We start from the raw sequence: 24,427 nt of genomic DNA on the forward strand, positions 1-24,427 counted from the left end.
TGAACGAATTCGACACACCAAGCCAACCCGATCCGGGTGGGCTCGCATTGTCGGGCAAAAAGGTTAACGGCCTGTGTGCTTTGCGCCACAGACTATGACATTGGCATGGCGGAAGTGGTGCGACCGCCTTGTTGCGGCCGCTTTTGCAGCCGATTTACAAGAACCCACGGGGAATCGTTTCTTTCCATTCCTTAACCACCACCGGGTGCTTTTCTGCGCTCTCAGTGGCAGTTACAACACGGTGCACATAGAAATTCTCAGCATCACAGCTCATGATGTTCGATGTGTCGATCTCGACCTGCCAGCCCTCTCGTTCAAAGGTAAAATTCCATGTACTTTTGAACTGGGCAGAGGCTGGGTTATCTGGGTGGATTGCGTAGTGCATCGCAACATTACTGCCTACGCTCATGCCGTGATATGGATCCCTGGACTTTCCGTAGTCATCAAAAGTGTTGAGCACCAAAGTCCCGTCATCCAAGACCTTATGCTCGGATGTCCCCGATAATTCGCGCAGCTGTTCGACCTGAAGCGTTGGGAAATCCAGTGCCGGACCGGGATGTTGCAGATCAATCTCGGCGCTAACCCGGCGTTCTGGCAAAATCAGCGCACATCCTTGCAGATCCAACGTGATTTTGGTGGCTTTGGGCGTCGGCCAGACAATGGGCCAGTACGACGTCGACAACGCAAGCCGTAGTTTGTGTCCAGCACGCAGGCGATGGGCGCATTCATTCAGTTCAATTTCGGCTTCGTAGCGTTGCCCTGGAACCAGCTTTTCGGGCGTTTCATGGCTGGCATAGTGTGTCAGGTTCAGTGGCCGGTAGCTGATCCGCTGTGATACCCCCTGCGGAGAGACATCACATAGGCGCGCAACGATCTGGGCGAAGGGTTTGTCCACCGAAAACGCGATTTTCACGCGCGCACGGCCCATAATTTCTAGTGGTGCATCAAGAGGCTGTGTGTCGAAACACAAAGACAAATCATCATCAGGAGCCTGATCACCCGCCAGCTCATTCTCAAATCGCATACCCGGGCAGAAGTAACCGCTTGCCTGTCCAACATGCGCAGGATTGGCAACAACCTTGGTGCCAGTGCCTGTGGTATCTCGAAGCCCTGCTTGCCCCAAGTGCAGAACCCGCTCCACGATATTGGCCGAGGGCCACTCTGTTTCAGCAATCCAACGCCCCCTGCGCGGCTTATTCTGTTTGGTCGGGTTGAAGTGCTCCTGCATGAATGTGCGGTAGTCTGGCAGGTGTTCGGCGCCGTTTTCTTTGCCTTTTAGCCAACGGTCGAACCACGTCAGGACTTCACCGTGAAAGTCTGAACTTTCCATTTTCGAGATATGGGCATAGCGATGCTCCCAAGGGCCGATCAGCGCCTTGGACGGAGAAGACAGGTTTGCAGCCAAGGCCGGTGGCGCGTTTACGTAGCTGTCGGCCCACCCTGTAATGGCCAGTACGGGGATCTGAATGGCTGACCAATCTTCACAGACCGACCCAAACTTCCAAAACTCATCGCGGGTTTGATGGCGTAGCCAGTTGGCAGCCATGAATGGCAGTTGCTCAATCCGCTTGACCCACTCCTCCCGCCAATCGGGGCGCAATTGCGGGTCAAGTGGGCGGGTTTGGTAGGCAAACATCTGGCTGGCCCAATTGGCATTATCGCTCAGCAGGCAGCCGCCCATGTAGTGAATATCATCGGCGTAGCGATCAACCGTCGAGGCCACGCTGACAACCGCCTTCAAGGCGTTGGGCTGACGATAGGCCAGTTGCAATCCGTTAAAGCCACCCCAGGAAATGCCGACCATGCCGACATTGCCGTCGCTCCAGCCCTGCTCTGCGATCCATGCGATGACCGCCTCACCGTCGCTTTGCTCTTGCTCGGAATACTCGTCATCAAACAGCCCGTCGCTATCACCCGTACCAGCGATATCCACCCGAATGCAGGCATAGCCTTTTGCGGCAAAGACCGGATGGGTGGTTTCATCGCGTGGCGCAGTGCCGTCGCGTTTGCGATAGGGCAGGTATTCAAGGATCGCAGGATAGGCCCCTGCTCCTTTGGGCAGCCAGATCCGCGCCGCCAGCCTGCGCCCGTCTGGCATTGGGATCCAGATGTTTTCGATTATCTTGATGGTATCCGACATTATCCACGCCCTGCTTGAAGGGCTGATCCCATCAGGATCAGCCTATCCAGACTCTAGCGGAGACTTCTTTTGGGCTGCTGGTTCAAATGCGACCTCTGATCAGATCGATTTGGGGAGTTTTGGAGCAGATTTATCAAGCGCCAGTTCTGCATTGGAAAAGACCCAAGGGCCACGCACACCGGGAACACCTTCGGGGGAGATCTGCAACCCACGGTGCTGAATCTGCGGATCTTCAAAGGCCTGACCAATGGTATTGATCGGCCCCGCTGGGACGGTTGCCTGTTCAAGCGCGGACAACAGGTCGGCCTGCGCCCAGCCCGCCAGAACAGCCTCGAGCACCGCAGACAGGGCCTTGCGATTGGCAACACGCGACTGGTTGGTCAGGAACCGCTCATCCGCTTTGATGCCATCCAGACCTAGCACATCACACAGCCGCTGAAACTGGCCATCGTTGCCCACCGCCAAAATGATATGGCCATCTTTGACCGGAATAACCTGATACGGGGCGATATTTGGGTGATCGTTGCCAAGGCGTGTTGGGCTGTCGCCGGTGGCCAAGTAGTTCATTGCCTGGTTTGCCAGAACAGCCGTTGCGCAATCCAGCAGCGACATGTCGATGTGTTGGCCGCGCCCCGTTGTGTGGCGTTGCTCAACCGCCGCCAGGATGCCGATGGTGCCATAGAGGCCGGTCACGATATCGGTGATCGCAACGCCCACTTTTTGCGGCTGGCCATCAGGGGCACCGGTAATCGACATCAAACCAGACATGCCTTGCAACAGGAAATCATAGCCTGCGCGTTTGGCATACGGGCCGTCCTGCCCAAAGCCGGTGACCGAACAATAGATCAGCCTTGGATTAATCTTGGCGAGGTTGTCGTAGTCCAGACCGTATTTCTTAAGCCCGCCAACCTTGAAATTCTCGATCAGGATATCGGCATCGCGGATCAAGTCGATCACCGCTTGCTGGCCTTCTTTGGTGCGAAAATCAGCGGTAACGCAATCCTTCCCCCGGTTGGCCGAATAGTAATAAGCCGCCGTTTTATCGTCATCCCGTTCGATAAACGGAGGCCCCCAGCGTCGGGTATCGTCGCCTTCGGGACTTTCGACTTTGATGACTTCAGCGCCCAAGTCGGCCAAAGACTGGCCGATCCACGGACCAGCAAGGATACGGGCAAGCTCAACAACCTTGAGGCCGGAAAGTGGGGTCATAAGAAATCCTGTCAAATTCATTGCCGCGTTGGCCGGCATTCCCTTAGGAGTTGCTTAGCCGAATTTATGTAGACCGGGCAAGATTTGATCAGATCCTGCGTCAATCTATGCTTCTAGGCCTACTTGCCCTTGATCTCGACTGTGAAACTGGTGCGAGCGCCCGGTGGAGGTGGCGGAAACGGAGCTGCTCGACGCACTTGTGATAGGGCAATACTGTCGAGCCGTGCCGAGCCGGAACTGTGGGTGATACGCGCATCGGAAATCGAGCCATTAGGCGCAATACTAAACGCAACCCGCGCTGCCCCCTTGATACTGACCCGCTGTCGCTTGGCGCGGTGGATTTTCCTGCGGACCAATCCCGCATAGTTGCTGGCGGACGCGTTCCCTTGCGCCTTGGCGGTGCTTGGCCTGGTTTGTGCCTGTCCACCTTGGGCGACGTTTTGCCCGTTCGAAGTGCCTTGGACACCATTGCTCGTGCTGTTGCCCCGCGGTTTGGGTTTTGGTTTGGAATTCAAGCGCGGCTCAGGCTTGGTTATCGGAGATTGCACAGCAGGTTTTGGGGCTAGCGCCACTTGCTCGAGCGGTTTCTCGGATTCTTGGTTTGGTTGCTGATTGGGCTGCACTGCCACCGTTAATTGCTTGGTCGGGGTCTGCTCAGGGGAAGCCTGCTGTAAGGCTGGAGCAGTCTCTGCTTTCAATGGCCTCTGCACGGGCAGGCTTTGGGCCGAGAGCGGTTGAGGCTCCGACTTGTGTTGTGTTTGAGCTGGAGTTGTTGCCTGCTGAACCACATTCTCAGGAACATTTCCCGTAAGCGCCCTGACTGGCTGTTCGGGTTGTACATCCCTTGTGTGGTCCACAGGTGTTGCTTCTGTTGGTTTCTGCGGCAGCTCGGGCGAGTGCTCGGTCTCGGAAAGGGTTTGGGGTGTTTCGGGGCTCTGCGTGCCTGCAACCATATTTGCAAACGAATTGCCCATAGCCGCCAGCTCAGTATTGCCCCCTGCAATCTCTGTTTTCTCGCCATTTTGTAGAAGGGCCGGGGCAGAATGAGCCATGGCAGCCAAGACCAAAGCCAACACTGCAACAATTCGAGAGCTCGGGGTCATTCCAGCCCCTTTTCTGAAACCAGCATAACCCGTCCCGCCCCGCCCTGGCGCAGTGCATTACCCAAAGCCACAAGTTGTTTTGCAGGCAAAGAGCGGTCGGGCACGATGCGAACAACCTTCAACTCATCATCTGACAAACCAGACAAATAGACGCTTACGTCTCCCATGGGTTGCCCCTGCAAGCTCAACGCTCCGTCCGCGTGAATAACCAATGTGTCCGGCGGCTCCCGGCCGTCCAGGCCGGAGGTCTCAACCAACTGCAACTCTGGGTCCATCGGTGCGGCTAGGGTCCCTGCGATCATGAAGAAGACCAACATGAGAAAGACGATGTTGATCAGAGCGATGATCGGCTCTTTGGCGCTGATGGGAGGAGTTTTGATCTGCATCGCGATGCCCTTAGCCCAGTATCATGGTCTGCATGCCTGCAACCCCGCGCAGATTGGCCAGGAGATCCACCAATCGCTGAGACGTGGTATCATCCTGCAGATTGATCAGTACAAGATAGCCACCGCTCTTTTTCGGCTGTCTTTCGAGAAGACCAGCAATACGGTCCATGTCCACGGATTGCGCATTCAGCATCAGCTCGTCTTCGCTCAGAGACACAAACATCATCTGCTTGTCGCCGCTGTGATTTCCGCTTGCCACTGTCATCAGCTCGATCTCGGAGAACTTTGAGAAGGTTGACGTCAGCATAAAGAAAAGCAGCAACAAGAATATAACGTCGATCAGCGACGTCATGGACAGGCGGCGGCGCATGGGGCCGTGCAGCTTAACCGCCATGCCGCGCAGCCAAGTCTGAAGTATCGTCGCGGTTTTCGACAGACGGTGCAAACACGGTACGCAGCGCACTGTTGGCAAACACGCGCTCGCGCTGCATTCTGGATGACAGCCAACTCAGCACCATTGAGGTTGGCATTGCGACCGCCAGCCCTGCCGCAGTGGTAAACAGGGCGACCCAAATGCCTCCTGCCAACATCGACGGATCCACAGATGACCCAGCCGCCTCAAGCTCTTTGAAGGCTTCGATCATACCCAGAACGGTACCAAACAACCCCAAAAGCGGAGCCAATTGGGCCACCAGATCCAGCGTGCCAAGGCCTCGTTCGAGCCGGGAAAACCGGTCTTCCGCTTCGGCATCAACCCGGTCTGACAACATCTTGCTAGGCGCCTTTGTCAGGGCCATGTGCAAGACCGGCACCAGGTACGACCGGCTTTGCTGTAGCTTATCCATGGCTTGCTCAGCATCCCCTCGGTCCCAAGCCTTTAGGGCGCTACTCAGATGCTGATGACGACCAACCCGTGCGGCCTGATATTGCCAGATCTTGTAGAACACCACGGCGGTGGTCAAAACCGAGGTGCCCAAGAGCACCATCACGACGGGCCCACCGAGATCCAACACCAGTTGAAAGCCCTGTTGGATCGCCTGCATCAGATCAGCTCCACACTGGTCAAACTGCGCAGGATCAGCCCTTGGTCACAGGCATTTTGAGGCAAGTCTGCCCCCTCACAGGTATCAGATCCGTTGATCAAAACACGGCTAATATCGCTGCATGCCAATCCTGCAAATTGAAACTGCCGCACACGTGTACGCCCTGCGGGTAAGTCCTGGAAGTCCAGCAAAGTCAGCTTGGCAACCTGCCCTTCTGAATTGAACAAAACAGTCTCGTAAATCGAGTTTTCAATGTCATTCTGGTGACCGTTCTGCACGACAAAAGACAAGCGACAATCGCCGTTCACAACCTCGGCAGCACTTAACTCGATTGAAACAGCGGGTTGATTTTCCGCTTCGGCAAAAGCTGGAGTTCCGATCTGCCCTGCCAGCACCATTGCTGCCAGGGCATTCCATGTACGAGTACCAAGTATCATTTAAGACCTTTCAAGTTTTATGATCAGAAGGTTTTTGCCAAAGTCAGCTTGAAGTTTCGCCCAGGCGCGACCCGCGTGGCCAATTGGGGCTGATAAGTTGCGTCCAAGATGTTTTCGATGCCTAGGCGAATTTCGGCCCCTTCGAGCGCACCATTTTGTGGTCGATAGGTTGCCCGCAGATTGTTCACTCCATAACCAGCCAGAGCAACGTCACCGACCCCAGTGGTCGATTGCGCCGCTACAAGTTCCCAACTGACGTCCAGCGCCTCACCAAATCGCTTACCAAGTGTCAGACGAGCAGACGTTTCTGGTGCATAGATCCATTTGCTGCTGGCACCTGCGCTGTCTCGTGATGTGCCATCGGCACTGGTTGCATTGAAATCAGCGTAAAATCCGCTGGCGTGACTATACGAGGCTTCAAGCTCAATCCCTTTGACCTCGATATTGGCGACACCAGAATATGAGGTGACGTCCCAGATGTAGGTCTGATAGATATTTGCTTTGACCTGCAGCGCGTCGCCTGAGGAAATCAAGTCACCCTGGTTAAAGGAGACGCCGCCTTCGTAGGTGTGCGATTTTTCGGGCTGCGCCATGTACAGCGGGGTGCCAAGATCATCAATGATTGGCATCATCTCCGTATAGGCAGCGCTGGCAAACACCGCAAAGCCACTGTCGAATTCATAGCGCGCCGACAGCCCACCCATCAGCCCATCGTTTGAATACGACGCATCATTAGGGGCTGTATCCCCTTCGATGTCTTGCGTTTCATATCGCAGAGCAGGTGTCAGGGTCAGGTTCTGATTGAGCTGCATCTCATCAACCGCGAACAGCGCCAGCCTTTTGTCTGACCCGCCAGGAGCAGATGGGGCATCCAATCGATCACGCTGTGAAAACTCGATACCCGAGCGAAGATTGTGCTCGATTGCTCCTGTCAGGAAATACGAGGTATTTTTGACGGTCAGCTTGGTTGTTTCATAGTTATGATCGGCATCCACAACAGAGAAGCAACCAAATGGCGCAGATGCAGGGAGGCATGTTTGATCAATGGCTTGCTCGGATCGGGACAGATTGACGCTTAGGTCAATCAAGTCATTTCCACTTGGGTTGTAGTCATATTGCAGCACAGCAATTTTACTATGCGTTCTACGGTCTACGTTACCAAAGGAGCCACCTGTTGTGCCAAAGGTGTCATAGGGCACGTCTTTCTCGTCGGTGACACTGTCATTATAGGACAGTGTAATAGCATGCGCATTGTCGTCACCGAACGTATAACGGCCTTTTGCCAAATACGACGGCATGCGGAATTTGCTGTTGGGTACCACCGTACCATTAGCTGTTTTGTAATCGTCCTGATCCCGGACGGTGTAATTCAACAAGAATTCAAAATTCTCGGTGGGCTGCCAGGCCATAATCGTAGAACTGGCAAATCCTTTACCGTTGGACGTTGCTTCTAATGTTTGCCTCAGGCGAACACCGATTTCACCACCTGTAAAGTCAGAGGCGTTTTTTGTTTCCAGTTGAACAACGCCGCCAACAACCCCTGAGCCAAATTCAAAGGAACCAACCGTGCCACGGATCACCGAAACTTCGCGGTACAACTCGGGATCAGTGAACAGTTGGTTACCAATTCGATATAACTCTTCGGCCCCTGTTGTCGCACCATCAACCACCACCAGAACTTTTGAATCAGTCCCGTAAGTGCCATTTGCACCAAAGCCGCGAATGTTAATTCCCGAGCCCTGCGGCGTGTTCCCGTTCACCAACGTGACTCCAGGAACCGAGTCGATAAGTTCGGCGATCGTACCAGCCTGCCGATCATCAATTTCTTCCTGGTTGATAATGGTCAACGGAATGGCAGTTCCCACCTGCACTTCACGTTTACTGTCACCCAGCTCGATGACGCCTAGAAAACTCTCATCGTCTTCCTGCGCCGAAAGTGGTGCTGCGTTAATCATCAAACCAAGGGCCGAAACGGTCCCCAGATATTTCCATCCAAGCCTATGCACGCGCATCTGCTGTCCCTTCGCATCGCTTCTATACCGAATGCTTGCAAAGGTGCTGGCGCGGTCTTGGTGTTGTTCTTACGGCGGAATTTCATTTTCCGGCTTGAGCCTGATAGTAAAACTGATAGAAACAGTCAACAATAATTCATACCATGCTGTTCTCAACAGCAGCCAGCTTTGCCCAGGCTACTTGCTTTGGGGCTCCCTGCCAGCTCATCCCCACGACCATAGCCAACTGAAAGGGCTAACATGAGCGACTTGGCACAGCTGACTCCAGCAGAGATCCGACACGCACGCGCTGACGAGACAAAACTGCGTGACCGTGATTTTGCAGACAAACACAACATTCGTGAAGGGCAGTTGGTGGCGGCCTATGTCGGCCATGATACGACCCGCATTGCCGCCTACCCGGATGATATCATGCCCCGGCTCAAGGCACTGGGAGAGGTCATGGCACTGACCCGAAACCGCTCCTGCGTCATTGAAAAGGTTGGGGTTTACGACAACTTCCACTCTGGCCCGCATGCTTCAATGATCTTGAATGAAGACATCGACCTGCGCCTGTTTGGCAAACATTTCGTGTCAGCCTTTGCTGTTGAACGCCAGACGGGCAAAGACATCAAACGGTCTATCCAGATTTTTGACTCGGCTGGCGACGCCGTACACAAGATCCACCTTCGCCCAAATTCAGATTTGAATGCGTGGGCGCAATTGGTGACTGAGCTGAAGTTGGAAGACCAAGAACAAAGCCTCAGCGTCTCGGCGCGCAAGCCCGTTGATGCCCCCAGATCAAACCCAGAGAAAGCTGATCAATTGCGCCGCGAATGGGCCACGATGACGGATACCCACCAGTTCCTGCGCATGGTTCCAAAACTGAAGATGAACCGTTTGGGGGCCTACCGCATTGTTGGTGAACCCATGGCGCGCAAATTGGCCACTGATCAGATCAATCCAATGCTAGAAGCCGTTTTGGACCAGAATGTCGAAGTTATGATCTTTGTCGGAAACATGGGCTGCATCGAAATCCATGGCGGGACCGTCAAGAACCTGCGCGAAGTGGGACCCTGGCAGAACATTCTTGATCCTGGATTTGATCTGCATCTGCGCATGGACCACATCGCCGAGGTTTGGGCGGTCAACAAACCCACCAAGCGAGGCCCGGCGATTTCGGTCGAAGCATTTGACGCCGAAGGCAGTATCATCTTTCAGGTCTTTGGCCGCCGCTCCGATACCAAAGACCATCGAGTGGCTTGGGACAAAATTGTAGATTCTCTTGCCTCCGATCAAGTGAAGGAATACGCATAATGTCGGTTTTTGCTCGCCTTCACATCCTATTAAACCTGCTTGTTCTGATGATGATGGGTGCCCACATGGCATGGGCGCAATCGCCCAGTCGCATCGTCACGGTTGGGGGATCTGTAACCGAAATCGTCTATGAACTGGGCCAACAATATCGGTTGATTGCGCGGGATACCACTTCGTCCTATCCAGCCGAGGCGAAGGAGTTGCCAAACATAGGCTATGCACGTGCGCTGTCACCCGAAGGGGTCCTGTCGGTTGCGCCAGATCTGATCATCGCAATCGAAGGTGCTGGCCCACCTGAAACCCTTGATGTTCTGAGGGCAGCGCAGGTCGACTATGTCGTGGTTCCCGAGCTTTTTACCGCCGACGGAATCGTGGTGAAGATCAAAGCCGTTGGGGTTGCACTTGATCAGGAAGATGCCGCGGAAGCACTGGCGCGAGACGTCGCGGACAAGATTTCTGCAGCAGAAAATGCCGCAGCACAGGCGGCGAATGGGCAACCTAAGAAAGTGCTGTTCATCCTGTCGACCCAAGGCGGGCGCATCATGGCCGGAGGACGTAACACGGCCGCCGACGGCATCATTCGCATGGCGGGCGGGATCAATGCCATTGCAGCCTTTGACGGCTACAAGCCCATGACTGACGAGGCGGTGAGTATCGCGGCACCTGATGCCATCTTGATGATGGATCGCAGAGGAGACCACGGCGTTGAAACAAGTGAGGTCCTTGCGATGCCCGCCCTGATACCAACCCCTGCGGCCCAGAATGGCAAGATTGTTCAAATGGACGGCTTGCACCTTTTGGGCTTTGGCCCCCGAACCGCATCCGCCATCACCGAACTCAGCCAAGCGCTTTATGGCGAGGCTCAGTGATGTCGCTTGCCGTTGATGCACCCCAAGAGCTTGTTCATACCATAGATCGTCGGCATCAGGCACGTCGACTGACGCTTGCGCTTATTGTCCTGCTCATCTTGATGTCGGTGTTTTCACTGGCCTGGGGGGCATCAGGGACTTCGTTGTGGCAGGCTTTGGCTGATCTGACGGCCGGGCGCGAATTGTCCAGGCTGGATCACATTGTCCTGTTTGACATCCGCCTGCCCCGCCTGTGCCTGGGTGTTCTGGTAGGTGCCGCGCTGGCGGTTTCTGGCGCGGTGATGCAAGGTCTATTTCGCAATCCGCTTGCAGACCCCGGCATTGTGGGCGTGAGCGCAGGAGCTGGTCTTGCGGCAATCAGCGCAATTGTATTTGGAGCCTTTCTGCCAACGGCTTCGAACGAAACGCTTGGGAACTACCTTGTCCCAGCAGCGGCGTTCCTTGGCGGCTGGGGATCAACATTGGTTTTGTACCGGGTTTCGACCCGGCGCGGTCAAACCTCGGTTGCGACGATGTTACTGGCTGGCATTGCTCTAGGCGCTTTGGCCGGGGCGTTGTCGGGCATTCTTGTCTATATGGCCGATGACAACCAACTGCGTGACTTGACCTTTTGGAGTATGGGGTCGCTTGCCGGGGCCACCTGGGCCAAGGTTTTGGCGGCAAGCCCCATCATTCTGGCAGCATTACTGGTAACGCCATTCATTGCGCGGGGCCTGAACGGTTTGGCCTTGGGTGAAGCCGCTGCCGGGCACATCGGCATTTCAGTGCAACGGATCAAGAACACGTCGATCCTTGCCGTTGCCGGCGCAACTGGCGCGGCTGTTGCGGTATCGGGCGGCATTGGCTTCATTGGTATCGTGGTGCCGCACTTATTGAGGCTGGCAACAGGCCCCGACCATCACAGCCTATTGCCCAATGCCGCGCTGTTGGGTGCAAGCCTGCTGTTGGCTGCCGATATGATCTCGCGCGTTGTGATTGCCCCAGCGGAACTACCGATTGGCATCGTAACCGCCGTATTGGGCGCCCCGATTTTTCTGTGGATCCTGCTCAAGCGCCACGGCGCTATGGGTTTTTGATCGGAGTATAAGATGCAAGCCTTTGATATCGAGGTTCATTTGGGCCGCAAACCCATCTTGCATGGGGTTGATTTTACCGCCAAGTCCGGCGAAGTCACTGCTATTGTCGGCCCCAACGGGTCAGGCAAAACCACCTTGCTGCGCGCCATGACCGGTGAAATTCCATTCACCGGCAAGGTGCTTCTAAACGGAGCCGACGTTGCTGGCATGTCCCCTGCTCAGCTGGCTGCCATTCGCGGTGTACAGCCGCAATCCACCACCATCGCTTTCCCGTTTACAGTGTTGGAAATTGTTCGATTGGGCCTGACAGCGGGTCTGTCTGCGGCGGAAACCGATATGCCGCTTAGAGCGCTGGAAAAAGTCGACCTTGGTGGCTTTGGAAATCGAATGTATCAGGACCTTTCCGGGGGCGAACAGCAACGTGTACAGCTAGCACGTGTGCTGACGCAAATCTGGCAACCGGTGATTGACGACACGCCGCGCTGGCTGATCCTGGATGAACCGGTGGCAAGCCTGGATATCGGGCACCAGTTTACGGTGATGGACCTGACCCGTGATTTTGCCTTGCGTGGCGGCGGAGTTGTCACCGTGATGCATGACCTAAACCTGACGGCCATGTTCGCAGATAAAGTGGTTGTCATGCAGGGTGGTTGCATTGCGGCACAGGGCCACCCGCAACATGTTCTAACACACGAAATCCTTACGCAGGCATATGGCTGCCCCGTTCCCATAAACCGCTTACCTGTTGATGGTGAGCCGTTTCTGCTACCACAAGCACGTCAAGTTGCGCTTTAACTCCCCGCGCACCCTCAATTTCTGACGTTTTCCCCTCCATTCCAGAAGGATAGTACTTTCCCGATTGCACAAGCTGAGTGTAGTATTGTGCAATGCAAAGCCAGACACACCCAGCTGCAATATTCTGCCCCCAACGCACCAGCCCCCTGCGCATGAGCCAACTTTTGTCTTACGTTCAACGCGGATAAAATTTGGAATGCCGTCAGCGTCGCGAATAGAACTTTTGCTGCCTGAATTACGGGCCTATGCACAGTCTGTCTCAGACAATGTGTCTGATGCTGACGATTTGGTGCAGGATGCAGTGGAACGCACGTTGCGCACAAAATCCCCCCCTACGAAAGTAGATGACCTACGGCCGTGGATGTTCCGCGTCATCCGCAATCTGAATTTAGATAGTTTACGTAAAAAAAAGGTCCGCAGGGAATATTCCCGGGCCCAGAGCCGTTTATCCATTGATCTCACTCAAAGTCGGGATCACGCTAACGATGTATTAGTACGTATGACTTTCGAAAAGCTTCCTGCGCCAATGCGCGAAGTGCTGTTTCTGGTGGATGTGATGGGAATGAAATATAGCGAAGCTGCAGAGGTGCTAGAAATTCCAAACGGCACCGTAATGAGTCGTGTTAGCCGCGCGCGGCGGGCACTGATTGACGCAATGGATACAGAAAATCCGGGCAGCCATAAGGACAGGTCCGAATGACCCATTTGACCGATCACGATTGGGAGTTGGCCAGCGCCTTTAGTGATGGAGAGCTGGACGCGTCCGAGCATGCGGAATTTGAGGCGCGGCTGGCAACAGATCCTGTACTGAGGAAGGTGCTGGACGACATTCAGATGGTTTCAGGCGCTCTGTCTGCGCTGAAACCTGAGACCCAACCGTCCAACACAGCCCCCCTGCCCCCAGCAAACCGCAACTGGCGGCCATTGGGTCTATGTGCGTCAACCGCCTTGGCGATGGTTTTGGTCACTGGGTTTTTCCTGTTTAAACCTGATGCACCAAAAACTGCTATGGATTGGCACACTGCTTTTATTTCTCAGCCCTACCAAGTGCCTGAACCTGACGCGGTACAGCAGATTGAATACGGCAATACCGACGGTTTGTTTGATCTGGAAGTGGCAAACCTATTCTTGGTAGATCAAAAGGTAACGTCGGACGATCAACTGGTGGCACATTATTCCGGACGCAATGGCTGCCGTCTGACGGTCTTGTCTGGCGTTGATCTTCCGAAAACCGAACTGATACCCGAAATTCGGATTGGTGCCTGGAAAGTTGCTGAGCGTGACTATGCAGTTATTGCCACAGGAATGGACAAACGCCGCTTTGCCGCCATTGAGGATCTGTTGCGTCAGATGACACGTTCGGTTTCTCAGCCTTCAACTGTACTGGCAGCAAAAATGGCATCCGATAATGCGGCGCCGTGCCAGCAAGCTTGAATAAAGTCGCCCCTCAAAACTCGGACATCGCGCCAAGATTGAGGGGCAAACGAGTTTCGCGATCTCCCGCGAAACTCCTGTGAGAGTTTAGTTATTTTTGCCCGGGAAGTTGGGGCGATCTTCGCCGTAGTTGGCAGCCAGGTAGTCCAGAATGATGCTGTAATCTGGTTCTTCGATTTCAGACATGCCTTGATCGTCTACCATCCATTCAAACAGTTCTTCCCAACCGTCGCGAGTCATGCCCTGCTGTGCGACAATCATTTCCGAGTGACAGGCTGAGCAGGCATAAAACGTTTCTTCAACGCCCGGAGCGTCAAACAAAATTCCAAATTCGTACTCTTCCTCAGCCTCTTCGCCCGCATCAGCGGCATCAGCAGCGCCAAACACCAGCGGAGCAGCAGACTGGCTGTTCAGATAAGCAATCAGGTTGGCTCGGTCTTTGGCCTTCTTCAGGCCAGCAAAGCTCATCTTGGTGCCTTTGATCTCGGCCTTGGGTTTGGTCAGGAACGCGTCCAGTCTCTCGACTGTCCATTCGCCAGCATAGCCAACCATCGCCTTGGAGTAGTTAAAGCCATCAGTTGCGGCCACCGGTGCGCCAACAATCCCAAACAGGTTCGGCCCTGCTTTCTTCTTTCCGCCTTCATCCACCGTATGGCAGGCCTTACATTTCTTGAAAGCCTTTTCACCTTTGGCCAAATCGGCGGTGGGCAACAATTCAATAACCGACTCTGCGACAGACAGAGATGGGATCAACAGGAATGTGGACAGGGCAAGGCCGCCGAGCTTTGACAAACGCATGGTTGTCTCCAGGTATTTAAGAGAGTGGATAGATGGTCGTGATGATGGGGCGACACGATCGCGCCGCCCCTGTTCACTGGGTTAGCTGACGCGCAGGCCGACCCGATGCATGGTGTTGTTCAGGTACCCCTTGGGGTTCCAATTGATGGCAAACGGCTGCATTTCGCCGTTGCTATCCGTGGCACGGGCCCAAACTTCGTAATAACCGGCCTGATCAAATTTGACGTTTGCACGCCAGTTGTGCCAAGCACCCGAATTCACCGGAGCGTCCAGCTCGGCTGTCTGCCAAGTGGTGCCAAAATCAGTTGAGATTTCAAGTTTTTCAACCGTACGGTCACCCGACCACGCGTGGCCGCGAACTTCGGTTTCCATGCCAACTTCGGCGCCATTAGCCGGGAAGGTCACCAGCGATTTCACCGGCATACGCTCGATGATCACAAAGTCTTTCTTCTCAACCTTTTCACCTGGTGCAACCGGACGGTTTGGAACGCGGTAGGCTTTGCCAGTCATCTTCGGACCATCATGCACAACGTCACGCAGCTCGATCCGGTTCAACCATTTCTGAGCGGTCGAGGCAGGCCAGCCCGGAACAACCAGACGCAGCGGCGCACCGTTCAAAGGGTGCAGTTCCGCACCGTTCATTTCGAACGCGATCAGAATTTCGTCAGTCATGGCCTTGGCGATTGGCATGCCGCGCGAGATTGGCAGCTTGGCCGGATCACCCGACAGGTGAGTGTCGGCACTGTAGTGTGCGGTGTAGACCACGTTGGACTGAACGCCAGCAGCTTCCAGAACGTCTTTCAGACGAACACCAGTCCACTCGGAGCAGGCAATCGCGCCTAGGGTCCACTGGTTGCCTTTGGCAGGCGGATCAAATGCCGAACGACCGTTGCCGCCACATTCCAAGGTCAGCGCTTTGGTGACGACCTCGAACTTCTCTTTCAGATCCGCAATGGTCAGGGTCATTGGTTTGTCGACAAAACCATCGATGGTCAGTGTCCATGTGCTAGCATCAACCTCTTCAGGTGGAATACCGTTGTTGCGCACAAAGTGGCGGCTGGTAGGAGTGATGGCATCATCCAGCAGGTGTGGTGGAGTTTCTGCGTTTACCGGGCGGTCATTCAGCAGGGTCAGACCATCTTTGCCAGCTAGAACGTTATCACCGGCCATCGCAGCAGGTACAAAACCGATTGGAAGGTTCTTGCTGAACGGAATTGATGTACCAACCATTGCTGCAACGGTGGCAAGGCCAGTGCGTGTCAAGAAACCACGACGACCTGTATCAACTGCATTTTCCTGAACTTCTGCTGAGACCTGAATATCTGTGGTCTGTTCAATATCTTTCATTCGTTCCTCCCGAAAACTAATTTGCATCCTGTTGATTTCGATGCTTGCAGGGGAGAAACGGGCGACGGGGCAGGTTTATTCCCGCCCCGCTCAAAAAAAGATCATTTTTGCTGCTTCTTTTAAAAAGCCGCCTATTTAAAAGGCCTACGATCAGGTCACGCGGCTGCGCTGCTGGAACTGTTCCTGTTTCCAGGTCTCGTCCTTCAGAATCTCCGCCAAAGTTTTGACAGCCTTGCGAATGTCATCCTCGTCAATAAACAGCGGCGTGATGCCAAAGCGCATGATGTTGGGCGCGCGGAAATCTCCGATCACCCCGGCAGCAATCATCGCCTGCATACAGGGATAGCCGTGTTCAAACTCAAACGACACATGGCTACCACGTTCATTGGGATTGCGAGGGCTAGCCAAGGTGACACCGGGACACTGCGCTTCGACTTCGGCGATGAACAGCTCAGACAGCTCGATTGAGCGGGCCCGGAGGTCGTTCATATCGACATCATCCCAGACGTCCAGCGCTGCCGACAGCAACGAAAACGCGGCAATCGAAGGCGTGCCAATGCGCATCCGTTCGATATTGTCCGCTGGGCGATAGGATACATCAAAGGCAAAGGGAGCCGCGTGGCCGTACCAGCCCGATAAAGCAGGCTCGACTGTACTGTGGTGACGTTCAGCCACATAGATAAAGGCCGGAGCACCGGGGCCGCCGTTGAGATATTTGTAGGTGCAACCAATGGCAAAATCGACATCCAGCCCAGCCACATCCACAGGCACAGCGCCAGCGCTGTGCGCCAGATCCCAGACAACCACTGCGCCCAGAGCGTGGGCTTTATCGATGATTGCCTTCATGTCATGTTTGCGGCCAGTGCGATAATCCACTTCAGTCACCATCACCACGGCAACCTCTTCCGTGATTTGGTCCAGAACATCCTCGGGATTGGGGGTCCGCAGCTCGTAACCGTCGGCCTTTAGCTTCATCAAGCCCTCGACCATATAGAGATCAGTTGGGAAATTGCCATTGTCCGACAGGATCACCCGGCGGCCTGGCACCATCGCCAACCCCGAGGCGACGGCCTGGAACACCTTGATCGACAGGGTGTCACCCACAACCGCGGTGCCTTCGGGCGCACCGATCAGTTTGCCGACACGGTCGCCAATGGTGTTGGTCTGCACGAACCAGTTCTTGGTGTTCCAGCCTTTGATCAGCTCGGTCTTCCATTCGTCATTCAGAAAGTTGACGATGGCTGGTTCAGCCGCCTTAGGCATTGGTCCCAGGGAGTTGCCGTTCAGATAGGTCATCCCCTCGGGGATATCGAACATGGCGCGGGTTTTGGTAAAGTCGGACATCAGAATTCCAGATCAGAGTTTCAGGCCACAGGCCGCAAGAGCCTCGCGGGTGCGGGCTTTTTCATCGTCAGTCAGCTCCAGCAGCGGGCGGCGCACGGTGCCACCCACCTGCCCCAGAAGTTCCTGCCAGTACTTGCCGTGCGCATGGGGCTTGCCGCCGGGTTTGGTCGATTTGATCGCCTCGCGCACCGGGTTCAGACTGTCGCGGATCTTGCGCGCCTCGGCGAACTGCCCGTTCAACGCGAGCTGGGTATAGTCGTGCATCCGGCGGTCGGCCTTGGTTTGCAGCAGGTACGGCGGCGTGGAGCACAGGTAGAGTTTCCAATTCAGCTCTTCGATATTGTCCAGCCATTCCCCCTCGGAGGCAGTGGAGACATGGATCTTGTCACCAACCAAATGCGACAGCTTCACATACATGTCGCGTGGGACCGAGTATTTGATCGCCACGATATTGGGCAGATCAGCAATACGAGCGCAGAGCTCGGGGCTCATCAGGTAGCCACTGTCGGGGTGGCTCCACATGGCGATGCCGATGTCGACCTCGTCGCAGATGGCCTTGTAATACTGATAGACGGTTTCATCCTGATCGGTGTTGAAGTTCAGCACCGGTGCGTGAACGACGATATAATCAGCGCCACAGTTTTGCGCATGTTTTGCCAAGTCCAGAACAGTGTCAAAGTTCTGGTCCGAGGCCGACATGATGGTGCCAGCCTTGCCGTTGCATTCATCCACCGCGATCTCGAAATTGCGCATGCGCTCTTCCAAGCTCATCGAGAAAAACTCGCCCTGCTTTCCAGCAATGAACAGGCCCTGAATATCCAGGTCATCCACCCAGTGGCGAATATTTGCGCGCATGCCTGCTTCGTCCAGCAAGCCGGACGCGTCGAATGGGTTCAGGGCAGCCGCCCAGATTCCGCGCATGTTTTCGCGGGCATAGTCCTTGGCATCCAGTTTCGAGTATTTCATACAGCGGGTCCTTCATTGGCGGCGCGCATGGCGTGCCACAGGGTTTGGCTTGTTAGCGGCATTTGCAGGTCCTCAACACCCAGCGGGCGTAGGGCATCAATAGCGGCATTCAGAATGGCGGCTGGGGCACCAATGGTTCCGGCCTCTCCCACCCCTTTGGCGCCTAGGGTGTTCATTGGGCTGGGTGTTTCGAATTTGTGGAGTTGCGTGTTGGGCACATCTCTGGCGCGGGGCATGGCGTAGTCCATGAAAGAGCCGGTCAGCAATTGGCCGTCCTCGTCATAGATTACCTGCTCCATCAGCGCTTCGCCCAGCCCCTGGGCAAAGCCGCCCATCACCTGACCGGCCACCATTTGGGGGTTGATGATCCGACCGGTATCGTCGACTGCAACGACCTTTTCCAGCGTAGGAACTCCAGTGTCACGATCCACCGACAAGACGATCATATAGGCGCCATAGCCCCAGGCCTGACCTACGTTTTCATAACGGATATCAGCAGTGAGCGGTGGGGTCTCACCCTGCGCCAGTCTTGAGGTGATTTCCTCACAGGCTTGCTGCACCGCGCTGCCACCAATGGACGTACTACGACTGGCAAGCGCGCCAATCCCCTCAGGGCAGGTTTCGGTGTCTCCGTGGGCCACTGTGATCTGGTCATAGGCGAGGCCAAGCCCATCTGCAGCAATCTGGGCAAAGGCAGTTTCACGTCCATGCCCCTGCGAAGAGCTACCGCTGGCGACGTGCGCAGTGCTATCCGCATTTAAGGTGACCCGCGCACTCTCCCATCCGCTGCCTGATGGTTCGACATAAAAACTGAGCCCTACACCCACCAATTCGTCCTTGGCCCGGCGCGCATCGCGCTCCTGCGTGGCAGCATCATAACCGCCTTGGTCAGCAAGGATTTCCAGTGCGCGAATGTAGTCGCCGGAATCGAGCAGATTGCCGGTGCCGTTTTCGTGCGGCATTGCCTTTGACGCCACCAGATTACGCTTTCGCAGTTCCAATGGATCTATCCCAGATACAGAGGCCGCCTTGTCTATCAGCCTCTCCATTAGACAATTTGCCTCGGGGCGCCCTGCGCCACGATAGATACCTGTAGGCGCAAAATTGTCGGCAACTGCTTGTGTTGAAATGGCCAGATTGGGAACGTCATAGCCCGTTGGTAAAATTCGGGCGGCGTTCCAAGCGGTAGTGAGTGCACTGTTTGGCAACCAATGCCCCAGTGGTCCTTCCACCTCGGCCCGGATCGCAAGAATATCCCCGGCCTTGCTCACCGCCAGTTGCCCGCGGCTGGAAATGCCGCGTCCGTGAGTGGCAGATTGGAATTCTTCCGACCGGGTTGCGGTCCATTTTACATCCCGCTTGTGATGAAACGCCGCCCAGACCGCAAAGACCTCTTCGGGGTAGACAGAAGCCTTCATGCCAAAAGCCCCGCCCACGTTTGGAGCAATGACCCGGATGCGGTTTGGATCAACTCCCAGTATCGACGCAAAGTTGTTTCGCGACCGGTGCGGGGTCTGCGTTGATTGCCAGATGGTCACACGGTCTGTACCCCTGTCATAAGCAACCGCTATTGCGCGGGGTTCCATTGGTGAGGGTGCGAGCCGTGGATGTTTCAACGTGCAGCTCACAATATGGTCTGCTGCATCCATTGCGGCGTCACAGCCGCCGGAACTCCAGCTTTGTTCTGCGATCACAGCACGCTTTGCTGAACCTTCCTCTATATCGGCAAAAATCATTTCTGCCGCGTCCAGCGCTTGCGGTGGCGTCTCTGCCAGAACCGCTGCCACCGGCTGGCCGACAGAAATGACGTGATCCTGTGCCAATACCGGAAAACCCGTTTCCTGTTTTATCGGGATAAGCGGATTGACGGCCAGAACACCTAGATCAACAACATCGCTACCAAAATGAACCCCAACCACACCGGGCATTTCCAGCGCGTCGGCAGTTTCCAGCCCCTCAATTCTGCCTGCTGCCACAGGGCTGCGCAGGAAGCTAACGTAGAGCGGGTTTTGGAGTTGTACGTCGTCCGTATAACAGCCCTGCCCGGCAACTAATGCAGGGTCTTCGCGGCGGGGCAAACTGCGCCCGATGTATCTCTTGCCTTGGCTGTTCATCTGCTATTCGCGCCTGATCCGTTACTGCGCAGATACCATCACTGTGGTGGCCAACATCCAAATACAAAGAAGGCAAGCAGATATAACCGATTTGGATACCCAAGCGCCCAGCACATAACTATATTGGCAAACAACCCTACAGACTGCGAGGCCAACAGTGAAACTTGCCCTGATCGGAAATGGCGCCATTTCCCAATATGTCCAGCACGCTTTGGCCGTGCAGGGCATACCTGTATCGGCCTTTTTGCTGCGCTCAAAATCAGAGGCCCAAGTAAACGGCGTCCCAATCCGTCGCTCTGTTGAAGAGCTGCCCGCTGGCATTACCCATCTTGTGGATTGCGCAGGCCATCAGGGGCTTGCACAACATGGGCCCAGCGCTTTGCGAAGAGGGCTGGATGTGATCACGGTTTCAATTGGTGCGCTTGCAGACCCGCATTTATCGGACGACCTGAAAAATGCCGCTGTAGCGGGCAACAGCCGCCTCCATTTGGCCAGCGGTGCGATTGGGGCTTTGGATGCCCTGCGAGCAGCCAAGTGTGGGAGATTGGACAGGGTGAGATATGTTGGCCGAAAGCCTCCCAAAGGGTGGATAGGTTCTCAGGCTGCGGACAAGCTGGACCTGCATGGACAGCTTGAACAAGCCCATACTCATTTCGTCGGATCAGCGCGAGAGGCCGCGCTGCAATACCCCAAAAATGCCAATGTCGCTGCTGCTGTGGCACTGGCGGGGCTTGGGTTTGACGAAACTGAGGTCGAGCTAATCGCCGATCCGAATGTGACCAGCAACATCCACGAACTTCATGCCTCGGGCGATTTTGGCAGTTTCGAGTTCAGGATTTCAGGCAACAGCCTACCGGATAACCCGCGCAGTTCGGCGCTTGCGGCGATGAGCGTGGTTGCCGCGATCCTTGAAACACAACGCCCGTTTCGCAGCTAGGAGTATCTGATGGCCGTCCGTCATTCCCGTATTGTTGATCGCGTCCTAACCCGTTTGAAACTGAAACAATTGCGCCTGTTGGTGGCTGTGGGCAAGCACAACAACATCCAGAATGCTGCGCGCGAGTTGAATGTCTCGCAGCCCGCAGCGACCAAGATGATCAAAGATCTGGAGCTGGATTTTGAGGTGCAGCTGTTTGAACGTACAAACCGTGGGGTGATCCCTACACCCTATGGCGAGGCCCTGATCCGCCATGGCAAGTTGATTTTTGCGCAGGTTTCGAACGCAGCGCAGGAATTGGATGACCTGAACGAAGGATCCAGTGGCGGAGTGGTTGTGGGGACGTTGCTAGCGGCCTCGCCCCGGCTGTTGCCGCAGGCCATTGACCACATGTTGCAAGACCGCCCCAAGGTTTCGGTCAAGGTGGTTGAGGGCACCCACGAAGTGCTGATGCCCGCGCTTAAGTCCGGCGAGATAGACATGATCGTTGGCCGCCTGCCGTCGATGCGGCATCGCGAGGGTTTGGAGCAGATCAAACTGTTTGATGAGAAAATCATTCTGGTGGTTGGCTGCAATCACCCACTGAGTGGACAAGAGGGCATTGCGTTTGATGACCTGAAGCCCTTTGGCTGGATCGTACCGCCGATTGAAACCACCTTGCGACGTGAGTTGGACCAGTTCTTTGTCCGCAACGACCAGTACGTGCCCCCGACCACTGTCGAAAGTGTGTCGTATTTGACCAATCGGGCGCTACTGCATAGCAAAAATTACATCGGGTTGATGCCAGCCCATGTTGCAGCGCAGGACATCAGCAGCGGTTTGCTGGCAGAACTGCCGTGGTCGTTTCCATTGGGTGAAGGACCCGTTGGTGTGTCTTACCGAAGTGAAGGGCAACTATCACCAGCTGGGAGCGCCTTTCTGGAATCCCTTAAACAGGTATCAGAAGGGATCTAAACCAAGAGCAGCGCCCGGCCTTTCAACCGGGCACCCCAATTCTCTCCCAACCAAACTTACAGTTTCACCCAGCCTTCAGGCGGCTCTTTGCCAGGATGTACCGTGTTGCACTTCGGGCAAGTACGCGCCTCTTGCGAGGCATAGAACTGTGCATAAACAGGCGGTAGATCGTCAACAATCGACTTCAACTGCATCTCGGCCCGGTGCACCAGCGCCTGACACTCAAAGCAATACCACTCAATCGCGTCCAACTCACCCTCGGCGCGTTTGGGTTCGATCACCAGACCAATTGAACCCTCTTGTGGGCGCTGTGGCGAGTGACGCACACGTGGCGGCAGCAGGAAAATCTCACCCTCGCGGATCGGCACATCATAGAACTCCTCGCCATCGTATAACTTGAGCAGCATGTCACCCTTGAGCTGGTAAAAGAACTCTTCGACCGGATCATCATGGTAATCAGTCCGCTTGTTTGGGCCACCCACCACGGTGACCATCATGTCGGCATCTTCCCAGATCTGCTGATTGCCTACGGGCGGTTTTAGCAGGTGTTTGTGCTCGTCAATCCAGCCTTGAAAATTGAACGCCTTCAGCTTTCCCATGATCCATTCCTATCCCTGTTTAGGCCACTGTGGAACGTGGGCTGCTATTAGCTCAAGGAATATGAGAGAAATCTGCTATCTATTTTTGTGAAGTCCAACAAGAAAACTCGCCGCAGGTTAGCGGCGAGTTTCGGTTCTCCATCCGGTTTAAGTCAGCGTCACACTTGGCCGGGCAGCCACAAAACAATCATCGGAAAAGCCACCAGCAGGGCGATGGTGATCGCGTCGGCGATGAAAAATGGTGTCACGCCCTTGAACACATCCTGCACTGTCAGGTCGTCGCGCACACCAGCCACGACAAAACAGTTCAGGCCAATGGGAGGCGTGATCAGGCAGAACTCGGCCATTTTCACCACCAGAATGCCAAACCAAATCGCGCACATTGGGCCGCTCATGCCAAAGGCGCTATCGGCTGCACTGACCATTTCTCCGCCATTCAAGGCCATCACTGCGGGATATACCACAGGCAATGTGAGCAGAAGCATGCCGATCGCATCCATGAACATACCCAAGATGGCGTAAGCCAGCAGAATACAGATCAAGATCAGTATCGGTGCCATCTCTAACGAGCTGATCCAGTCGGAAAACGCATTGGGCAGTTCGGCAAAGCCTAGGAAGCGTACGTAAATCAGCACACCCCAGATGATCGAGAAGATCATTACGCTCAACTTGGCAGTTTCCAGTAGCGCGTCCTTGAGCTGTGACCAGCGCATGCCACGATACATCGCCATCAAGAACACCACAAAAGCCCCAATTGCGCCGCCCTCGGTTGGAGTGCCCCAAGAGTCGCCGCCGAAGGGATTGTAGACAAAGAAGATGATCGTCACGACGACAAACAGGATTGGTAGCGCCGGGGGCAGCGAGGCGAACCGCTCGCGCCAGGTGAAACCGCTAACCGAGGGACCAAAGTCCTTGATTGTCACCGCCATGCCGATGATCAGCAGCCCATAAATGACCGCGCTGAACGCTCCCGGAATAAAGCCAGCCAACAGCAGTTTGCCCACGTCCTGCTCAACGATGATCGCGTAGATCACCAGAATGGCAGAGGGCGGGATCAGTGAGGCCAGCGTACCGCCTGCGGCCACAACCCCGGCGGCAAAACGCTTGTCATAGCCAATCGCCAACATCTCGGGGATGGCAATGCGGGCAAACACAGCCGAGGTAGCGACCGAGGCCCCGGACACGGCGGCAAATCCCGCCGTTGCAAACACCGTAGACACAGCCAAGCCTCCTGGCACCCAAGCCAACCAGCGTTTGGCCGCTTCGAACAGCGCCTTAGTAAGGCCTGCGTAATAGGCCAGATATCCAATCAGAATGAAAGTCGGGATTAGGCTGAGCGCCTGAGAGGACACCTTGGAATGCGGCACTTGCCCGGCAACCTTGACCGAAACAGTTAGCGCCTTGGTAAACTTATCCGGGGCATAGCCAAACTTGGCCCAGAAAATCCACAACAACCCAACGAGCCCAGCCAGACCGGCAGCAAAGGCCACCCGCATACCCAGTACCACAAGCACCAGCATTCCGCCTGAGACAATCAGGCCAATATCAATCGGTTCCATTTGGGATAC

23 protein-coding genes are annotated in these 24,427 nt (G+C 55.3%); 8 read left to right on the forward strand and 15 right to left on the reverse strand.

Translation table 11 applies throughout. From position 1 onward, the window contains the following. Positions 1-154 precede the first annotated feature (154 nt). From AC2T28_RS18525 to AC2T28_RS18560, 8 genes are all read right to left on the reverse strand, one after another. Positions 155-2,140, reverse strand: a complete 1,986-nt coding sequence (locus tag AC2T28_RS18525; protein WP_486750131.1) for a CocE/NonD family hydrolase — start codon at positions 2,138-2,140, stop codon at positions 155-157. A gap of 99 nt (positions 2,141-2,239) precedes the next feature. Further along, complete coding sequence (locus AC2T28_RS18530; RefSeq protein WP_486750132.1) at positions 2,240-3,349, reverse strand: CaiB/BaiF CoA transferase family protein; 1,110 nt, start codon at positions 3,347-3,349, stop codon at positions 2,240-2,242. Between the two features lie 119 nt (positions 3,350-3,468). After that, positions 3,469-4,452, reverse strand: a complete 984-nt coding sequence (locus AC2T28_RS18535) for an energy transducer TonB (protein WP_486750133.1) — start codon at positions 4,450-4,452, stop codon at positions 3,469-3,471. After that, the gene (locus AC2T28_RS18540) at positions 4,449-4,838 is read right to left on the reverse strand and encodes an ExbD/TolR family protein (RefSeq protein WP_486750134.1); all 390 of its coding nucleotides are present in this window, start codon (positions 4,836-4,838) and stop codon (positions 4,449-4,451) included. The genes AC2T28_RS18535 and AC2T28_RS18540 overlap by 4 nt, the downstream gene beginning before the upstream one ends. A 10-nt stretch (positions 4,839-4,848) precedes the next feature. After that, positions 4,849-5,232, reverse strand: a complete 384-nt coding sequence (locus AC2T28_RS18545) for an ExbD/TolR family protein (RefSeq protein WP_486750135.1) — start codon at positions 5,230-5,232, stop codon at positions 4,849-4,851. After that, the gene (locus AC2T28_RS18550) at positions 5,222-5,881 is read right to left on the reverse strand and encodes a MotA/TolQ/ExbB proton channel family protein (RefSeq protein WP_486750136.1); all 660 of its coding nucleotides are present in this window, start codon (positions 5,879-5,881) and stop codon (positions 5,222-5,224) included. The genes AC2T28_RS18545 and AC2T28_RS18550 overlap by 11 nt, the downstream gene beginning before the upstream one ends. Continuing rightward, positions 5,881-6,318 carry a hypothetical protein gene (locus AC2T28_RS18555; protein WP_486750137.1) on the reverse strand — a complete coding sequence of 146 codons (438 nt, stop codon included), beginning with the start codon at positions 6,316-6,318 and terminating at the stop codon, positions 5,881-5,883. Before AC2T28_RS18555 ends, AC2T28_RS18550 begins: the two co-directional genes overlap by 1 nt. Positions 6,319-6,341: 23 nt before the next feature. Next, positions 6,342-8,273 carry a TonB-dependent receptor domain-containing protein gene (locus tag AC2T28_RS18560; RefSeq protein ID WP_486750138.1) on the reverse strand — a complete coding sequence of 644 codons (1,932 nt, stop codon included), beginning with the start codon at positions 8,271-8,273 and terminating at the stop codon, positions 6,342-6,344. Positions 8,274-8,570: 297 nt separating this feature from the next. On the opposite strand from AC2T28_RS18560, the gene AC2T28_RS18565 reads away from it, so the two are divergent. The 6 genes from AC2T28_RS18565 (at position 8,571) to AC2T28_RS18590 (ending at position 13,800) form a co-directional block, all read left to right on the forward strand. Next, entirely contained in the window at positions 8,571-9,626 is a 1,056-nt protein-coding gene (locus AC2T28_RS18565; protein WP_486750139.1) for a hemin-degrading factor, read from the forward strand. After that, on the forward strand, positions 9,626-10,495 hold the full coding sequence (locus tag AC2T28_RS18570; protein ID WP_486750140.1) for a heme/hemin ABC transporter substrate-binding protein: 870 nt from the start codon (positions 9,626-9,628) through the stop codon (positions 10,493-10,495). The genes AC2T28_RS18565 and AC2T28_RS18570 overlap by 1 nt, the downstream gene beginning before the upstream one ends. Beyond that, positions 10,495-11,571 (forward strand): FecCD family ABC transporter permease, encoded by a 1,077-nt coding sequence (locus tag AC2T28_RS18575; protein WP_486750141.1) that lies wholly within the window; start codon positions 10,495-10,497, stop codon positions 11,569-11,571. Before AC2T28_RS18570 ends, AC2T28_RS18575 begins: the two co-directional genes overlap by 1 nt. 12 nt (positions 11,572-11,583) lie before the next feature. Next, entirely contained in the window at positions 11,584-12,366 is a 783-nt protein-coding gene (locus AC2T28_RS18580; RefSeq protein WP_486750142.1) for a heme ABC transporter ATP-binding protein, read from the forward strand. Positions 12,367-12,562: 196 nt separating this feature from the next. Further along, positions 12,563-13,066: an RNA polymerase sigma factor gene (locus AC2T28_RS18585; RefSeq protein WP_486750143.1), complete on the forward strand. Its 504-nt coding sequence runs from the start codon at positions 12,563-12,565 to the stop codon at positions 13,064-13,066. After that, complete coding sequence (locus tag AC2T28_RS18590; RefSeq protein ID WP_486750144.1) at positions 13,063-13,800, forward strand: hypothetical protein; 738 nt, start codon at positions 13,063-13,065, stop codon at positions 13,798-13,800. Before AC2T28_RS18585 ends, AC2T28_RS18590 begins: the two co-directional genes overlap by 4 nt. Before the next feature lie 87 nt (positions 13,801-13,887). Here AC2T28_RS18590 and AC2T28_RS18595 read toward each other — a convergent pair whose 3' ends face one another. The 5 genes from AC2T28_RS18595 to AC2T28_RS18615 form a co-directional block, all read right to left on the reverse strand. After that, positions 13,888-14,598: a c-type cytochrome gene (locus AC2T28_RS18595; RefSeq protein ID WP_486750145.1), complete on the reverse strand. Its 711-nt coding sequence runs from the start codon at positions 14,596-14,598 to the stop codon at positions 13,888-13,890. A gap of 81 nt (positions 14,599-14,679) precedes the next feature. Then, positions 14,680-15,945 (reverse strand): sulfite oxidase, encoded by a 1,266-nt coding sequence (locus AC2T28_RS18600; protein WP_486750146.1) that lies wholly within the window; start codon positions 15,943-15,945, stop codon positions 14,680-14,682. A gap of 150 nt (positions 15,946-16,095) precedes the next feature. Continuing rightward, positions 16,096-17,289, reverse strand: coding sequence for a kynureninase (gene kynU / locus AC2T28_RS18605; protein WP_486750147.1), 1,194 nt, complete (start codon positions 17,287-17,289; stop codon positions 16,096-16,098). Positions 17,290-17,301: 12 nt separating this feature from the next. Then, complete coding sequence (locus AC2T28_RS18610) at positions 17,302-18,255, reverse strand: dihydrodipicolinate synthase family protein (RefSeq protein ID WP_486750148.1); 954 nt, start codon at positions 18,253-18,255, stop codon at positions 17,302-17,304. Further along, entirely contained in the window at positions 18,252-20,369 is a 2,118-nt protein-coding gene (locus AC2T28_RS18615) for a xanthine dehydrogenase family protein molybdopterin-binding subunit (protein ID WP_486750149.1), read from the reverse strand. Before AC2T28_RS18615 ends, AC2T28_RS18610 begins: the two co-directional genes overlap by 4 nt. Positions 20,370-20,526: 157 nt before the next feature. Here AC2T28_RS18615 and AC2T28_RS18620 point away from each other — a divergent pair, with 157 nt between their 5' ends. Together AC2T28_RS18620 and AC2T28_RS18625 are read left to right on the forward strand one after the other, a co-directional pair. Then, complete coding sequence (locus AC2T28_RS18620; protein ID WP_486750150.1) at positions 20,527-21,306, forward strand: aspartate dehydrogenase; 780 nt, start codon at positions 20,527-20,529, stop codon at positions 21,304-21,306. Positions 21,307-21,315: 9 nt separating this feature from the next. Further along, on the forward strand, positions 21,316-22,260 hold the full coding sequence (locus AC2T28_RS18625) for a LysR substrate-binding domain-containing protein (protein WP_486750151.1): 945 nt from the start codon (positions 21,316-21,318) through the stop codon (positions 22,258-22,260). Between the two features lie 56 nt (positions 22,261-22,316). Here the strand turns inward: AC2T28_RS18625 and AC2T28_RS18630 are convergent, their stop codons facing one another. Then, on the reverse strand, positions 22,317-22,859 hold the full coding sequence (locus tag AC2T28_RS18630; RefSeq protein WP_486750152.1) for a 3-hydroxyanthranilate 3,4-dioxygenase: 543 nt from the start codon (positions 22,857-22,859) through the stop codon (positions 22,317-22,319). A 158-nt stretch (positions 22,860-23,017) separates the two neighbouring features. Further along, positions 23,018-24,418, reverse strand: coding sequence for a TRAP transporter large permease (locus tag AC2T28_RS18635; protein ID WP_486750153.1), 1,401 nt, complete (start codon positions 24,416-24,418; stop codon positions 23,018-23,020). Between the last annotated feature and the right edge of the window lie 9 nt (positions 24,419-24,427).

The sequence above is a fragment of the Parasedimentitalea nitratireducens genome, assembly GCF_057444295.1.

Excerpts from the sequence above, each read along its gene's own strand:
- AC2T28_RS18525 (WP_486750131.1), bottom strand. The coding sequence starts at position 2,140 with ATGTCGGATACCATCAAGATAATCGAAAACATCTGGATCCCAATGCCA.
- AC2T28_RS18530 (WP_486750132.1), bottom strand. The coding sequence starts at position 3,349 with ATGACCCCACTTTCCGGCCTCAAGGTTGTTGAGCTTGCCCGTATCCTT.
- AC2T28_RS18535 (WP_486750133.1), bottom strand. The coding sequence starts at position 4,452 with ATGACCCCGAGCTCTCGAATTGTTGCAGTGTTGGCTTTGGTCTTGGCT.
- AC2T28_RS18540 (WP_486750134.1), bottom strand. The coding sequence starts at position 4,838 with ATGCAGATCAAAACTCCTCCCATCAGCGCCAAAGAGCCGATCATCGCT.
- AC2T28_RS18545 (WP_486750135.1), bottom strand. The coding sequence starts at position 5,232 with ATGGCGGTTAAGCTGCACGGCCCCATGCGCCGCCGCCTGTCCATGACG.
- AC2T28_RS18550 (WP_486750136.1), bottom strand. The coding sequence starts at position 5,881 with ATGCAGGCGATCCAACAGGGCTTTCAACTGGTGTTGGATCTCGGTGGG.
- AC2T28_RS18555 (WP_486750137.1), bottom strand. The coding sequence starts at position 6,318 with ATGATACTTGGTACTCGTACATGGAATGCCCTGGCAGCAATGGTGCTG.
- AC2T28_RS18560 (WP_486750138.1), bottom strand. The coding sequence starts at position 8,273 with ATGATTAACGCAGCACCACTTTCGGCGCAGGAAGACGATGAGAGTTTT.
- AC2T28_RS18565 (WP_486750139.1), top strand. The coding sequence starts at position 8,571 with ATGAGCGACTTGGCACAGCTGACTCCAGCAGAGATCCGACACGCACGC.
- AC2T28_RS18570 (WP_486750140.1), top strand. The coding sequence starts at position 9,626 with ATGTCGGTTTTTGCTCGCCTTCACATCCTATTAAACCTGCTTGTTCTG.
- AC2T28_RS18575 (WP_486750141.1), top strand. The coding sequence starts at position 10,495 with ATGTCGCTTGCCGTTGATGCACCCCAAGAGCTTGTTCATACCATAGAT.
- AC2T28_RS18580 (WP_486750142.1), top strand. The coding sequence starts at position 11,584 with ATGCAAGCCTTTGATATCGAGGTTCATTTGGGCCGCAAACCCATCTTG.
- AC2T28_RS18585 (WP_486750143.1), top strand. The coding sequence starts at position 12,563 with ATGCCGTCAGCGTCGCGAATAGAACTTTTGCTGCCTGAATTACGGGCC.
- AC2T28_RS18590 (WP_486750144.1), top strand. The coding sequence starts at position 13,063 with ATGACCCATTTGACCGATCACGATTGGGAGTTGGCCAGCGCCTTTAGT.
- AC2T28_RS18595 (WP_486750145.1), bottom strand. The coding sequence starts at position 14,598 with ATGCGTTTGTCAAAGCTCGGCGGCCTTGCCCTGTCCACATTCCTGTTG.
- AC2T28_RS18600 (WP_486750146.1), bottom strand. The coding sequence starts at position 15,945 with ATGAAAGATATTGAACAGACCACAGATATTCAGGTCTCAGCAGAAGTT.
- kynU (WP_486750147.1), bottom strand. The coding sequence starts at position 17,289 with ATGTCCGACTTTACCAAAACCCGCGCCATGTTCGATATCCCCGAGGGG.
- AC2T28_RS18610 (WP_486750148.1), bottom strand. The coding sequence starts at position 18,255 with ATGAAATACTCGAAACTGGATGCCAAGGACTATGCCCGCGAAAACATG.
- AC2T28_RS18615 (WP_486750149.1), bottom strand. The coding sequence starts at position 20,369 with ATGAACAGCCAAGGCAAGAGATACATCGGGCGCAGTTTGCCCCGCCGC.
- AC2T28_RS18625 (WP_486750151.1), top strand. The coding sequence starts at position 21,316 with ATGGCCGTCCGTCATTCCCGTATTGTTGATCGCGTCCTAACCCGTTTG.
- AC2T28_RS18630 (WP_486750152.1), bottom strand. The coding sequence starts at position 22,859 with ATGGGAAAGCTGAAGGCGTTCAATTTTCAAGGCTGGATTGACGAGCAC.
- AC2T28_RS18635 (WP_486750153.1), bottom strand. The coding sequence starts at position 24,418 with ATGGAACCGATTGATATTGGCCTGATTGTCTCAGGCGGAATGCTGGTG.